Source organism: Halolactibacillus halophilus (assembly GCF_900115605.1).
In the GTDB taxonomy this organism is placed as follows: Bacteria; Bacillota; Bacilli; order Bacillales; family Amphibacillaceae; genus Halolactibacillus; species Halolactibacillus halophilus.
On the sequence record NZ_FOXC01000007.1, the window covers coordinates 48,835 to 61,982 of the forward strand.

The 13,148-nt window shown below is 38.9% G+C and carries 15 protein-coding genes and 1 tRNA gene; 8 read left to right on the forward strand and 8 right to left on the reverse strand.

Features of this window, described 5'->3' with window-relative positions:
* Positions 1 to 35: 35 nt before the first annotated feature.
* From BM098_RS04150 to BM098_RS04170, 5 genes are read right to left on the reverse strand one after another with little or no spacing between them, the layout of a single operon-like run.
* Positions 36 to 812: an ABC transporter permease gene (locus BM098_RS04150; RefSeq protein ID WP_089830720.1), complete on the reverse strand. Its 777-nt coding sequence runs from the start codon at positions 810 to 812 to the stop codon at positions 36 to 38.
* Positions 787 to 1,710, reverse strand: a complete 924-nt coding sequence (locus BM098_RS04155) for an ABC transporter ATP-binding protein (protein ID WP_089830722.1) — start codon at positions 1,708 to 1,710, stop codon at positions 787 to 789. The genes BM098_RS04150 and BM098_RS04155 overlap by 26 nt, the downstream gene beginning before the upstream one ends.
* Before the next feature lie 3 nt (positions 1,711 to 1,713).
* A complete protein-coding gene (locus BM098_RS04160; protein WP_089830724.1) occupies positions 1,714 to 1,929 on the reverse strand; it encodes a PLD nuclease N-terminal domain-containing protein in 216 nt (71 codons plus the stop codon).
* Complete coding sequence (locus tag BM098_RS04165) at positions 1,922 to 2,572, reverse strand: SdpI family protein (RefSeq protein ID WP_089830726.1); 651 nt, start codon at positions 2,570 to 2,572, stop codon at positions 1,922 to 1,924. The genes BM098_RS04160 and BM098_RS04165 overlap by 8 nt, the downstream gene beginning before the upstream one ends.
* The gene (locus BM098_RS04170; RefSeq protein ID WP_089830728.1) at positions 2,565 to 2,837 is read right to left on the reverse strand and encodes an autorepressor SdpR family transcription factor; all 273 of its coding nucleotides are present in this window, start codon (positions 2,835 to 2,837) and stop codon (positions 2,565 to 2,567) included. The genes BM098_RS04165 and BM098_RS04170 overlap by 8 nt, the downstream gene beginning before the upstream one ends.
* Before the next feature lie 176 nt (positions 2,838 to 3,013).
* On the opposite strand from BM098_RS04170, the gene BM098_RS04175 reads away from it, so the two are divergent.
* From BM098_RS04175 to BM098_RS04205, 7 genes are all read left to right on the forward strand, one after another.
* Positions 3,014 to 3,086 (forward strand) — tRNA-Ala (locus BM098_RS04175).
* Between the two features lie 293 nt (positions 3,087 to 3,379).
* Positions 3,380 to 4,357: a LacI family DNA-binding transcriptional regulator gene (locus BM098_RS04180; RefSeq protein WP_089830730.1), complete on the forward strand. Its 978-nt coding sequence runs from the start codon at positions 3,380 to 3,382 to the stop codon at positions 4,355 to 4,357.
* Between the two features lies 1 nt (position 4,358).
* A complete protein-coding gene (rbsK, locus tag BM098_RS04185) occupies positions 4,359 to 5,228 on the forward strand; it encodes a ribokinase (protein ID WP_089830732.1) in 870 nt (289 codons plus the stop codon).
* A 2-nt stretch (positions 5,229 to 5,230) separates the two neighbouring features.
* Positions 5,231 to 5,620 carry a D-ribose pyranase gene (gene rbsD / locus BM098_RS04190; RefSeq protein WP_089830734.1) on the forward strand — a complete coding sequence of 130 codons (390 nt, stop codon included), beginning with the start codon at positions 5,231 to 5,233 and terminating at the stop codon, positions 5,618 to 5,620.
* Between the two features lie 24 nt (positions 5,621 to 5,644).
* Positions 5,645 to 7,138 carry a sugar ABC transporter ATP-binding protein gene (locus BM098_RS04195; RefSeq protein WP_089830736.1) on the forward strand — a complete coding sequence of 498 codons (1,494 nt, stop codon included), beginning with the start codon at positions 5,645 to 5,647 and terminating at the stop codon, positions 7,136 to 7,138.
* A complete protein-coding gene (locus BM098_RS04200) occupies positions 7,125 to 8,063 on the forward strand; it encodes an ABC transporter permease subunit (protein ID WP_089830738.1) in 939 nt (312 codons plus the stop codon). Before BM098_RS04195 ends, BM098_RS04200 begins: the two co-directional genes overlap by 14 nt.
* A 68-nt stretch (positions 8,064 to 8,131) precedes the next feature.
* Positions 8,132 to 9,052 carry a substrate-binding domain-containing protein gene (locus BM098_RS04205; protein ID WP_089830740.1) on the forward strand — a complete coding sequence of 307 codons (921 nt, stop codon included), beginning with the start codon at positions 8,132 to 8,134 and terminating at the stop codon, positions 9,050 to 9,052.
* 89 nt (positions 9,053 to 9,141) lie between these two features.
* Here BM098_RS04205 and BM098_RS04210 read toward each other — a convergent pair whose 3' ends face one another.
* Entirely contained in the window at positions 9,142 to 9,624 is a 483-nt protein-coding gene (locus BM098_RS04210) for an RDD family protein (protein WP_089830742.1), read from the reverse strand.
* A gap of 1 nt (position 9,625) precedes the next feature.
* Positions 9,626 to 10,645, reverse strand: coding sequence for a signal peptide peptidase SppA (sppA, locus tag BM098_RS04215; RefSeq protein ID WP_089830744.1), 1,020 nt, complete (start codon positions 10,643 to 10,645; stop codon positions 9,626 to 9,628).
* A 226-nt stretch (positions 10,646 to 10,871) separates the two neighbouring features.
* Between sppA and BM098_RS04220 the strand changes: the two genes are divergently transcribed.
* A complete protein-coding gene (locus tag BM098_RS04220) occupies positions 10,872 to 12,593 on the forward strand; it encodes an ABC transporter ATP-binding protein (protein ID WP_089830746.1) in 1,722 nt (573 codons plus the stop codon).
* A 122-nt stretch (positions 12,594 to 12,715) separates the two neighbouring features.
* On the opposite strand, the gene BM098_RS04225 is transcribed toward BM098_RS04220, so the two are convergent.
* The gene (locus tag BM098_RS04225; RefSeq protein WP_089830748.1) at positions 12,716 to 13,141 is read right to left on the reverse strand and encodes a flavodoxin domain-containing protein; all 426 of its coding nucleotides are present in this window, start codon (positions 13,139 to 13,141) and stop codon (positions 12,716 to 12,718) included.
* Positions 13,142 to 13,148: the final 7 nt, after the last annotated feature.

The window sequence follows — 13,148 nt, forward strand, 5'->3', positions numbered from 1 at the left end:
TGTTGTGTTGTGCAAAGAGACAGGTTCTTTAGTTATTACAAGCGTTCTTTTCGGTCAAATAGCGTGAAACTAAGTAAAAGGAGCGCAAGGCTTGTAATGAGCAGTAAACCAACATTTAATAAGAGGTCGATTGATACAGTCTTTGTTTGGAGCATCTCAACAATCAGCGCAGATAAATTATTATAAAACCAAGGGATTTTGTGATGAAAGATCCCGTTAATAATTGAGCCTGTTGCGAGTGTGAGCACCGTGATGCCAACAATCATATACTGTTGGCGAATCACAGCGGCATAGGCAAGTGTCAGACTAATAACGAAGATAAACCAACAACTATAAAAAATAATTGCTAACATCATGTAAATCAGAGGTAATGACCCAAATAAAATCGCGACATAATAACCACTAAATAACAAGCTAATGACGATTGCGCCAGTAAACACGACCATTTTAGCGAGGGCTTTACTACCAATATAATGCGAAGCATTGATCGGTTTTACTAGTAACAGTTCACTGACACCGGTTTGACGCTCTTGGCTAATTGATGAGGCTGTAAGTAAGATAGTGATTAAGACGCCAAACATACTTAGCTCCGATAAACTGAGACCGAACGCTTCACTTGCGGGAACAGCCGGGATATCAAAGGTCACGCCTTCAGGCATGCCGCCAACATTTTCTAGAATGACGGGTAAGAAGTAGGTTGTAATTGGATCCATAATCGCTAAAAGAATAAAGACAATCGGAATCCAGATCAAACTGTGGTTACGCTGATGCATCCGTAACTCTTTTTTAAGCAGGGTCAATAGTCGCTTCAAATCCAATCACCTCCAAAAACATTTCTTCAAGCGTTGTTTTTTCAATCGAAAAATGGTTAAGCGCAAGGTGCTTATCAGCTACTAATGCTAAGATGGCTTCTCGTGTAGCGGTAACATCTGTCGTTTCAAGATAATAATAATTACGTTCTTGTTTAACTTGTTTAACATAAGGGAGAGCTTCAAGTATCTGAATAAAGTCTTCTGGTTGTTCATCAACACCAAATTTAATGATTTGTTTCTGATATTTCTTCTCTAAGTCATGAACTTGTCCTTGTTCGACGATTTTCCCTTGATTCATCACGACTAAATAATCACTGATTTCTTCAGCATCTGATAAGATATGCGTTGAAAATAGAATGGTGGTTTCTGATTTTAATGTTTTTAATAAATTCAAGACATCGCGCCTTCCGACAGGATCAAGTGATGAGACGGGTTCATCAAGAATCAATAGTTTCGGTTGATGAATCATTGCTTGGGCAATACCGAGACGTTGTTTCATCCCACCAGAATAACCATTAATTCGCTTATGTTTTGCTTCAGCTAGGCCGGTTTTTTTTAACAACAACTCGGCACGTTCTTTTGCATCAGCTTTGGTCATACCACTTAACTCCCCCATTAAAAGAAGAAACTCATATCCTGTCATCCAGCCATGAAAATGAGGATACTGAGGCAAATAACCAATATAATGACGGCGGTCGCTGTTAGGTATTACTTGGTCAAATTGAATCGTACCCGACGTCGGTTTAATGAGTCCTGAAAGCATCCGGAAAGTCGTTGTTTTACCAGCACCGTTTGGACCGAGTAAGGCAATTGTTTGACCTTCTTCTAACTTTAGGTTAATAGACGAAACGGCCTCGATATTTTGAAATTTTTTTTGGAGCGATTGAATATGAATCATAAGTTAATCTTGTCTCCTTCCAAAAATGAAAAATAAAATTGGACCAAGGGTGCTAATGAGTAAAATGATCATTAACCATCCCCATTTGTTGCCGTTTAAACGTATGTCTTGGTCAGCTTTATACCAACTCATCACGGCGACGGTGGTTAAAATGAACTGTAACAGAATTAGGGGCAACAATAACAACACGATATTAATTGGTAAATATAAATCAGTCATTTGAATCCTCCTTTTGTTCACGGCGATAGAGTACATAAGAATATACGGTAGGAATAAGTCCCGCTAATATCGCTGGTATGACAATCATATAAACCATTAAGTCAACTGGTAAGAAAGGAATAAGGAAAAATAACAGACCACAAATCATAAATAGTTTTGAGCCCAGACGGTGTGTTTTACGCCAGACTGTTTCACTCGATAGTGTCCAAGGTGTGCGGATGCCCATAAACCAATTGGCTTTAACTGTCTGCATGTAGTTACCGATGATAATGAATAAAATACCAACAAGAATAGGAATGACAAGCTCAATATTTAAGTCAAACCCTAAGCTTTGAAAAATAACAAAAGCATTCACAAAGACCAACAAACCAAGGACAGCATAAATAATGATCCAATAAGCTTTTGACGTGTATAAGTAACCTTTACGTTTTGGATCTAATTTAGGGCTAAGGACAAGTATAGGGTAAATCACGAGTAAAATACCGACATTCACCAACATCCCTAACAGCTTAGGGGCGGTCCAGTTGACACTGCCATCAGTTCCCCACTGCATCGGAATCTGATTAGGTAAATTTGGATAAGCGATGATCCACATAATGAGTGTTGCGATTAATAAAAAGATAAAGGGTAGGTGTTTACGCATTTGTATCATCTCCTTTTGTAAACGACATCGCCCAACTAATTAATTCTTGAAAAACAGTCGTGTTTAAATGGTAGGAAATGTATTGTCCTTGTTTTTCAGCTTCAATTAAATCAGCGGCCTTTAAAATTTTCAAGTGTTGAGAAATGCTTGGTTTTGACATGTCAAATTGGTCGGCAATCTCGCCAGCGGTGAGGTCTTTACCTTTGAGTAAATCAAGGATTTTCCGACGCGTTGGATCGGCGAGGGCTTTAAATGCCTCTTTCATGATGTGGCCTCCTTAATTAAGTATTTAAGTAATTAACTAAATAATAAAACATATAGAATAGAAAGTCAATATAGAACACAGTATGATAGAAAAACAATAGTGAAATTATGGCTTAGGAAATAATCCCCCTTGTCAAAACAGGTGAAAATTTGTATAATACTCATGTAACAGATTGCGGGGCATTAGCTCAGCTGGGAGAGCGCTACACTGGCAGTGTAGAGGTCAGCGGTTCGAACCCGCTATGCTCCACTTACTCTCTTAAGGGATGGTCCCATTCGTTTTTTATGAGACGCGCCTGTACATCTATTGATGACCACGTTGGTTTTTTAAAATACCTTTATTGATTGATTTTTTTACACCAACGAAATGTTATTTTAAAAGCATAAAATATATTTAAATCAGTCAGCTCGCTTTAAAAAGCATGCTGACTGATTTTTTTTGTATCTTGACAAAGAGAAAATTAAATATTGTAACAGTGGTTGACAATCTGATCATTATCAATTATATTGTATGTAACCGGTTACATGAAGTGAGGGATAACAATGGCAACGATAAAAGATGTCGCAAAACATGCGAACGTATCTGTGGCAACCGTGTCACGATATTTAAATAAAAAAGGTTATTTAAGTAAAGAAGCTGAACAAAAAGTAAAAGAAGCCATTGGTGCACTGAACTATAAACCGAACTCAGTAGCACGGTCGTTATATCATAAAACGTCAAAAATGTTAGGACTCGTTATACCGGATATCACGAACCCGTTCTTTCCAGAACTGGCACGTGCGGTTGAGGATGTTGCTTTAACCTATGGTTATACGGTGGTGATTTGTAATACAGATGAGGATATTGATAAAGAAAAACACTACATTGAAGCACTTAAATCAAAATATGTGGATGGCTTGATTATTGCGACACATGAATTAAGTGAAAAGGATTATTTAGATTTAGGTATTCCGCTTGTGATGCTTGATCGAACAATTGGTGAAGCAATTCCGAGTGTTAGATCAAATAACCGAGAAGGTGCAAAACTTGGCACAAAGTACTTAATTGAACAGGGGTGTCAATTTATTGCTCATGTCCGGGGGCCATTAACTATAAAAACAGCTTATGATCGCTATCTAGGTTTTAAAGATGTTGTTGACCAACATCAGACACGGCATGAAATTGTTGAAAGTGCATTTGATATTGATGAATCAAAGCAAAAAATCTTAAAGATTTTAAATGAATATCCTGAAATCGATGGGATTTTTACGAGTAGTGATGTCATGGCTGTAGGGGCTTTAAAAGCTACGCAATCTCTAGGTTTACATGTACCTGAAGATATACAAATCATTGGTTTTGATGGTATTCCGTTAGGTGAGATGTTAATCCCGAGCTTAACAACGATTAGTCAATCCATTTATAAAATGGGCACATTAGCTTGTAGACTATTGATTAAACAAATAGAAAAGAAACCTTTAGAAGAATTACATTTTGTACTAGAAACCGAGCTAAAAATAAGAGAAACAACAAGAGGTGAATGAAATGAAACAAAAACAAGTTACGGTGATTGGAAGTATTAATTTAGATATGGTAACTACGTCGGATCGGATACCGCATCAAGGCGAAACAATGATGGGAACAGGGTTTAATACTGTCCCAGGAGGTAAAGGCGCAAATCAAGCGGTTGCAGCGGCTCGACTCGGAGCTGATGTGACTATGATTGGTTGTGTGGGGGATGATCCTTTTGGTAAAGTGTTAATAGAAAATCTTCAACGAGAAGGCGTTTTAACCGATTATGTGGAACCGGTTACAGATGTACCTTCCGGTGTTGCGACTATTCTTGTATCAGACGGTGATAATCGAATTATCGTAACGCCAGGAGCAAACGATTATGTTACACCAACATATGTAGAAAAATATTTAGACGTGATCGACCAGAGTAACATTGTTGTCTTGCAACTTGAAATACCGTTAAAGACGATTGAATATGTAACCGGTTATTGTTATCGACATAACATTCCCGTCATTTTAAACCCGGCACCGATTCAAGAAGTTCCAGATGACGTACTCAAACAAGTAACCTATGTCACACCAAATGAAACAGAAGTCACATCCTTAGATGTTGGGAAAGAAAAATTGATTGTAACTGAGGGTAAACAAGGGGTAAGGTATTTTCAGAACGGCAAAGTTCAACATGTACCGGGTTTTAATGTTACCGTTGAAGATACGACAGGAGCAGGAGATACGTTTAACGGGGCTTTAGCTGTTTATTTAGCGGAAAATCACTCATTAAAAGAGGCCATTATATTTGCCAACGCAGCGGCCGCTTTATCCGTCCGGAAATTCGGAGCACAAGGCGGTATGCCAAGCCGCAGTGAAGTGATTGAATTAATGAAAAAGGGTGGTCAATAGATATGAAAAAGCATGGTATATTAAATCGAGACATCGCAAGTGTATTAAGCCATCTTGGGCACACGGATCAAATCGTGATTGCTGATTGTGGTTTACCGATTCCAGATGGTGTCCGCTGTATTGACCTCACATTAAAACTCGGGGATCCGTCTTTTTTATCCGTTGTTGAGGAAGTACTTAACGACATGGCTGTCGAACAGATGATACTTGCAAAAGAGATAAAAGCTAATAATCAAATAATCGAAACGCGTTTAAGCTCACGTGATATTCCAATTAGTTATCTCACACATGAAGCTTTTAAAACACAAACAAAACAGGCCAAAGTCATTATTCGGACAGGGGAAGCGACGCCTTATGCTAATGTTATTTTACAATCAGGTGTCATCTTTTAAGGGCAAGAAAAGGAGGTAAGGAACATGATTGAAATGTACGGGATTACTAAATCATTCAGTGCTAATAAAGTACTTAATGGTGTGAACTTTACGGTTGAACCTGGTGAAATTCATGCGCTTATGGGTGAAAATGGTGCAGGTAAATCGACATTAATGAAGATTCTTTCTGGAATTTATAAGCGTGATGCTGGTCAAATTAAAGTGAAGAGTAATGATGTCACGTATACACATCCTGATGAGGCAGAAGAAGATGGGATTGTTGTTATTCACCAAGAGCTAAACATCCTACCTGAACTAACAGTTCAAGAGAATTTATTCTTAGGAAAAGAACTTACCTATAAATTTGGTTGGATGAATACAAAAGCAATGGAACAAGAGACGAAAAAGCAACTTAGTCAATTAGGACTTGATGTCGCACCCCACACATTGGCGAAAGATTTGTCTGTTGGAAAGCAACAAATATTAGAGATAGCTAAAGCATTAATGACAAAAGCAGAAGTCATCATTATGGATGAGCCAACAGCTGCTCTTACTGATCGAGAAATCGACACGCTGTTTGCAGTCATCCAGCGTTTGAAAAAACAAGGGGTATCATTTGTGTATATCTCTCACCGAATGGAAGAGATTTTCGCTATCTGTGATCGTATTACCGTTTTAAGAGACGGTGTCTCTATTGGCACACGATTCATTAAACAAACCACGTTTGATGAGATTGTGAGTATGATGGTAGGACGCGAGTTAGGTAATCGCTATCCTGATCGAACCCATCAAGCAAAAGAAGTAAAATTAAAAATAGAAAACTTATCATTAACGGGATTATTTAACGATATTTCCTTCGAAGTGAGGAGTGGAGAAATACTCGGTGTGTCTGGCCTTATGGGAGCTGGTCGGTCTGAGGTTGTAGAAACAATCTTCGGTTATCGTAAAAAGACAGCTGGTAACGTGATATTAGACGGAAAAATTGTCGATATCAATCACCCATCAGATGCTATTAAACGCAGTATTGGATTTATTTCAGAAGATCGAAAATCAAAAGGCTTAATTGTTGATTTTTCTGTTGGAGATAATTTAAATTTAGCTAACTTGAAAGCGTTATCACGTAATGGGTGGATGAATGATAAAAAGTCAACTGAATTATATGAAGAAATGCAACAAGCACTCAATATTAAAGTAACGGGCGAACATCAATTAGCTAAATCACTCAGTGGTGGTAATCAACAAAAAGTGGTTTTAGGCAAATGGTTAGGCACCCGTCCAGATGTTCTTATACTAGATGAGCCAACGCGCGGGGTTGATGTTGGTTCAAAAAAAGAAATCTATACGATTATGTGTGACCTCGCTAAACAGGGCGTAGCGATTATAATGGTCTCATCTGAATTACCAGAAATTATTGGAATGAGTGACCGTGTGGCCGTTATGAGTGAAGGACAGTTAATGACCATATTAAATCGAGATAACTTAACAGAAGAGACAATCATGCATTATGCAACAGGAGGAGATAAACATGTTAAAAAATAAACGGATCCCCCATTTAGTCGCCCAACTTGGTCCACTGGTTGGATTACTTATTATCGTGGTGATTATTAGTATCATTGATCCAGGATTCTTATCTGCAGGTAACTTATTGAATGTCTTTCGACAAGTATCGATTAATGCGATGATTGCCTTTGGGATGACGTTTGTTATTCTAACAGGCGGAATCGACTTATCCGTCGGCTCAACACTAGCTTTGTCAAGTGCTGTATCTGCGTCATTACTTGCAAGCGGTCTCGATCCTATACTAGCCGTATTAGCTGGGTTAATATCAGGTGCAATACTCGGTGCGATTAATGGGATTGTCATTGCGAAAGGTCATGTAGCACCGTTCATCGCCACATTAGCGACTATGACAATCTTTAGAGGATTGACACTTGTTGTCACGGATCGTCGTCCAATCTCAGGTTTAGGTGATTCTACATTCTTCCAAATGATTGGCAAGGGATATTTATTTGGCATACCGGTTCCAGTTGTTTTAGTAGGAATTGTGTTTATCATCTTGTTTCTCGTCTTAAAGAAAACGACACTTGGTCGACGTATTTATGCTGTTGGCGGTAATGAAGAAGCAGCTATTTTATCTGGTATACACTCAGATCGTGTTAAAATTTTCGCGTATAGTTTAATTGGTTTTCTCTCAAGTGTCGCTGGAATGATTTTAACCTCACGTTTAAGTTCAGCCCAGCCAACGGCTGGTGAATCATACGAATTAGATGCCATTGCAGCTGTTGTATTAGGTGGAACAAGCCTGTCTGGTGGTAAAGGTAAGATTGTTGGAACGCTCATCGGTGTCTTAATCATCGGTGTATTAAATAATGGTTTGAATTTACTTGGTGTCAGTTCAACCTTTCAGCAGGTAGTAAAAGGTAGCGTCATTCTCTTAGCGGTACTTGTTGACCGTAAAAAGTAAACGTAAAAAGTGGTTCAAACAGCCGCGTGCTGTCGAATAAATATTAAAAAGAAAATGGAGTGAGTCAAATGAAAAAAATGAAAATGTTTCTCATGTTACTGATTGGTCTTATTGTTATGAGTGCGTGTTCGCTTGATGCCCCTGGTTCAGAATCAGATGAGTCATCGACTGATAGTGATGATACAATGACGATTGGTTTCTCTATTTCAACCCTTAACAACCCGTTTTTTGTAACGCTAGCTGAAGGGGCAGAAGCTCAAGCTGAAGCGCGCGGAGCTAGTATTAGAGTCATTGATGCAGAAGATGATGTGTCTAAACAAATCAATGATGTTGAAGACCTCATTCAACAAGATGTTGATATTATTATGATTAATCCGACTGATTCAGCATCAGTTGGTACCGCTGTTGAATCGGCTAATCAAGCCGGCATTCCAGTCATTACTGTCGACCGTGTTTCTGAAGGTGGCGATGTAGCGGTCCACGTGGCAAGTGATAATGTGGAGGGTGGCAAACTCGCCGGCGAATTAATGGTTGAACTTGTTGGTGAAGGTAGTCAAGTAGCAGAACTGGAAGGTATTCCAGGATCATCAGCAGCACGTGAACGTGGTGAAGGTTTTAACACAGTCGCAGATGAACAGTTAGACGTTGTTACAAAACAAACAGCAAACTTTAACCGGGCAGAAGGATTAACGGTGATGGAAAATATCCTTCAGAGCGAATCGGATATTAAAGGGGTGTTTGCTCACAATGATGAAATGGCTTTAGGTGCGATTGAGGCAGCAGAGGCAGCTGGTTTAAGTGACTTGGTGATTATTGGATTTGATGCGACAGATGATGCGGTGAAAGCTGTTGAGGAAGGTCGTTTAAGTGGTACCATTGCGCAACGTCCGTTATTAATTGGTCAAGAAGCCATTGATGCGGCAGTAGCTTTATCAAATGATGAAGAAGTCGAGGCCTTCATTCCAGTTGCTTTAGAGGTAGTTCGTTAAGTTTTATTTTAATGTATTATGAAGTTAGAAAAGGTCCTATGCTTAGCATTAAAAGCATGGGACCTTTTTGTCTATTTTTTTTTGTGTCCTTAGACCGTTGGAATTATTTCTTCATGCATCGTTTCTTTTTTTAATTCAGTCGTTGATTTAAGCAATCTTAAGTAATTTTCTGTTACAACAGAGGTGTCTGTTAAGAGGTCGACAACATGTTGTTTGTAACGAGTAAAAATCGTTAGACTATACATAATCCAAAGTACTTTTTGTAAGTAACGGCCAAAACCTTCACGCACAAGGACGGTTGTCCAGCTGAGCTTTTCTTCATTGATCGCAATCACTCGAATACCGAAAATCATTTTACCTAGTGTTTGACCATTAGTAAATTTCGTCATAAGAATGAAATACAGCAAGTAAATACTAAGTGATAACACCGTTTTCACCAAACTATCATCTAAAAAGAATAAGAATAAACGAGAAAGTGAACCGATCAAGATCACATCAACAGTAAAAGCAAATAATCGAATGAAAAATCCTGCATAAAAATAATCCGGATAATCATTAAATCGCTTAATCATATTACAGCCCCCTATAAAGGTACTTAAATGTTGGGGCTTCCTCTGTCTGTCCAATCGAATTTAGAGGTGTTGATTCCGCTTGAGGTAACAGTTGTTTCATTGATAGGAAAAATTGATCGAACATGGTTAAAGATGAACCTTCATATTGAAAGACTTCGGCACCAGATAAATCAAAATCAGCTTCAAGTGTTGCTAAAGCATCATCAAAGTAACCAATTTCATCCACAAGCCCAAGAGTTTCAGCCTGAGCCCCACTATAAATACGTCCGTCTGCTAAATCGAGTACTTGCTCACGTGACATATCGCGTCCTGTAATAATCTCACTTACGAAACGCTCATACATGCCATCAACAAGCTCTTGTAAGACGGCAATTTCTTCTTCTGTATTTGGGCGGGTGGTAGAACCTAAGTCTTTTAAATCACCGCTTTTAATCGTTGTATCTTCAATGCCTAACTTATCAAGTAAACCAGACACATTAAAACCTTGCATAATGACACCAATTGATCCAGTTAAGGTCTCTTTGGTCGCAAAGATCTTTTCTGATTGCGCTGATATGTAATAGCCACCACTCGCAGCCATACTTTCCATGACTGTATAGACAGGAATGTCGCGGGCCTCTTTTACTTCTTTGATTTTATCAGTGAGTTCCGCACTTTCGTACACGCCCCCACCAGGTGTGTTAACGCGCAGAAGAATGGCTTTTACCGTATCATCTGTTTTTATTTGTTCCAGTTGGTCTAAGAGTAAAGTATGGTTATAACCCCCTTGAGCAAATGGTGCTGCTTGTTGATTAATCATCTCACCTTGAACATCGATTAAAGCAATCCGATTAAAACCATCCCCCTCTCTCACAACAGTTTCGGCCTGAGCATCGTCAATGAAGGCAGTGAAGAAATCCGTGGCTTTATCTTCGTTGTCTTCCTCATCAGCCATAAATATAGATGCAGCAGCGGGTAAAATAAGTGATACAATTAGCACGATAATAGATAAGCCAATTGCCACCCAACGTTTATTCGTCATAAAAATCCTCCTTTTGTTTTTATTTTCACATATACAAGTATAACAAAAACTTACAATCTGTGTAACCTTTTGTTGAAAGTCCACTCGAGCTTTTTATCAGTCTCATCCCTTGACTTATGATATAATTTGAGATTGTATCACATACACGTTTTAATTTTAAAGCGTTTCTCAGTCATAAGAAAGCGTTGTGACGAGAGGGGCATACATAAAGAGAGGGGATTTTTAGATGTTACGACGATTTTTTAGTTATTATAAGCCGTATAAAGGTCTATTTATGTTAGATTTTTCGGCTGCTGTATTGGTAGGTTTGCTCGAACTTGCCTTTCCACTGGCGGTGAATTATATTATCGATGAATTACTTCCGAGCGAAAATTTTTCTATTATCATGTTAGCGGCGTTTGTGTTACTGATGATTTATTTGCTTAATACATTCCTACATTTTGTGGTCACCTATTGGGGGCATATGTTAGGAATTAATATTGAAACAACGATGCGCCGGAAATTATTTGAACATCTGCAGTCGTTGTCATTTGGTTACTTTGATAATGCGAAAACAGGTCACTCTATTTCACGGTTAACGAAAGATTTAGAGGAGATTGGTGAAGTAGCTCACCACGGGCCAGAAGACGTCTTTGTCGCTGTGATGACGCTCATTGGCTCGTTATGGATTATGTTAACGATTGATGTCGAGTTAGCGCTGATTATTTTTACTGTTGTACCGCTTATCGTTGTTTTTGCGATTCATTTTAACAAAAAGATGACCAAAACATTTCGCCGTATGTTTCAAGATGTCGCCAATATTAATGCGAGAGTGGAAGATAGTATTGGTGGGATCCGAGTCGTTAAGGCATTTGCTAATGAAGCGTATGAATCGGATAAATTTCAAGAAAATAATATGGATTACCGCGTGACAAAGTTATCATCATACAAAATTATGGCGCAGAATGTGACGGTTAACTATTTACTGATGCGACTAATCACCCTATCGACGTTAATGTTTGGATCTTATTTTGTCATTGATAGTTCTTTATCACAGGGAGAATTTATCGCTTTCATTTTACTCACGAATATTTTAATTGGTCCAATCCAAAAAATTAATGCAGTGATTGAGAGTTATCCGAAAGGATTTGCTGGATTTAAACGTTACACAGATGTCCTTGACACGGAGCCAACAATTAAAGACCGAGCCAATGCTCGAAAGACTCATGTTAAGGGTGATATTATTTATAAAGATGTGAGTTTTGGCTACACTAAAGACCAAGATGTTCTCAGTAGAATTAATTTATCGATTAAACAAGGAGAAACAGTAGCCTTCGTCGGACCGACAGGCGCAGGAAAGACGACGTTGTGTAATTTACTGCCGCGGTTTTATGAAGTGACTAATGGATCCATAACCGTCGGTGGCGTTGACATTCGTGATGTGAAACAGCACTATTTACGTGAAAGTATTGGTGTTGTTCAACAAGATGTCTTTTTATTCTCTGGGACGGTTAGAGAAAACATTGCCTATGGTAAGCTTGATGCAACTGATGTGGAAATATTAGAAGCGGCTAAACAAGCACGGCTCGATACATTCATCTTAAACCAACCTCAAGGGCTAGATACTGTGATTGGTGAACGAGGCGTAAAGCTATCGGGTGGACAAAAACAACGCTTATCCATCGCACGGATGTTTCTAAAAAACCCAGCGATTTTAATCCTTGATGAGGCAACGTCAGCACTTGATACTGAAACAGAAATGAAAATTCAAAAAGCGCTTAACCGGTTATCGAAAGGTCGGACAACGCTTGTCATCGCTCACCGCCTAGCAACGATTAAAGATGCTGATAAAATCGTTGTAGTGACAGAAGAAGGTATTAAGGAAACGGGTTCACATGAGGCATTATTAGCTAAAAAAGGTGCTTACAGTGAGCTGTATGCGGCTCAATTTGGTTTAACAAATGACTAGACAATCGGTTGATATATTAACAGGATAAACAAGCGCCCAATGGCAATGAAGATGCCGTTGGGCGCTTGTTTGCGTTTCATGTGATGACCAGTCATTGCCTCCATGGCATTTTCTACCCTGACTTATCTTGTTAAGGACGCAATCAATCGCGGAATCTTGTCGCGATCTTTTTGCTCTGGGTAAAGTTCGACTTTTAATGTTACGCGTAAATCGGTCCGTTGCTGCATTGGTGCAACGAAACGATCGACCGCACCGCAAAAATAAGGATAGAATCGGTCACCCGTCCCAACAATAGCGCTTCGGACGTGTGTTAAGTCGGTTTGAGAAAGATAGTGATACAGTGGCATCATTTCTTTAGGAATATCACCATTACCGAATGTATATGTTCCAATAATGAGGTAATCGTAGTGTGATAGCATCTCAAAATCTAAATCACGCACGTGAATGAGTTGTGGTGTAATATCAAGCTGTGCTAAGGCATCGTTAATATTCTCCATCACGGCTTGTGTATTCCCGGTGATGGAGGTGTAAATGAGACAGGCATGCATTCATCTC

What these genes read in the sequence shown, in the direction of transcription:
- BM098_RS04205 (WP_089830740.1), top strand. Translation starts at nt 8,132, where the DNA reads ATGAAAAAAATGAAAATGTTTCTCATGTTACTGATTGGTCTTATTGTT.
- BM098_RS04180 (WP_089830730.1), top strand. Translation starts at nt 3,380, where the DNA reads ATGGCAACGATAAAAGATGTCGCAAAACATGCGAACGTATCTGTGGCA.
- rbsK (WP_089830732.1), top strand. Translation starts at nt 4,359, where the DNA reads ATGAAACAAAAACAAGTTACGGTGATTGGAAGTATTAATTTAGATATG.
- BM098_RS04195 (WP_089830736.1), top strand. Translation starts at nt 5,645, where the DNA reads ATGATTGAAATGTACGGGATTACTAAATCATTCAGTGCTAATAAAGTA.
- BM098_RS04170 (WP_089830728.1), bottom strand. Translation starts at nt 2,837, where the DNA reads ATGAAAGAGGCATTTAAAGCCCTCGCCGATCCAACGCGTCGGAAAATC.
- BM098_RS04210 (WP_089830742.1), bottom strand. Translation starts at nt 9,624, where the DNA reads ATGATTAAGCGATTTAATGATTATCCGGATTATTTTTATGCAGGATTT.
- BM098_RS04165 (WP_089830726.1), bottom strand. Translation starts at nt 2,572, where the DNA reads ATGCGTAAACACCTACCCTTTATCTTTTTATTAATCGCAACACTCATT.
- BM098_RS04160 (WP_089830724.1), bottom strand. Translation starts at nt 1,929, where the DNA reads ATGACTGATTTATATTTACCAATTAATATCGTGTTGTTATTGTTGCCC.
- BM098_RS04200 (WP_089830738.1), top strand. Translation starts at nt 7,125, where the DNA reads ATGTTAAAAAATAAACGGATCCCCCATTTAGTCGCCCAACTTGGTCCA.
- BM098_RS04155 (WP_089830722.1), bottom strand. Translation starts at nt 1,710, where the DNA reads ATGATTCATATTCAATCGCTCCAAAAAAAATTTCAAAATATCGAGGCC.
- BM098_RS04225 (WP_089830748.1), bottom strand. Translation starts at nt 13,141, where the DNA reads ATGCATGCCTGTCTCATTTACACCTCCATCACCGGGAATACACAAGCC.
- rbsD (WP_089830734.1), top strand. Translation starts at nt 5,231, where the DNA reads ATGAAAAAGCATGGTATATTAAATCGAGACATCGCAAGTGTATTAAGC.
- sppA (WP_089830744.1), bottom strand. Translation starts at nt 10,645, where the DNA reads ATGACGAATAAACGTTGGGTGGCAATTGGCTTATCTATTATCGTGCTA.
- BM098_RS04220 (WP_089830746.1), top strand. Translation starts at nt 10,872, where the DNA reads ATGTTACGACGATTTTTTAGTTATTATAAGCCGTATAAAGGTCTATTT.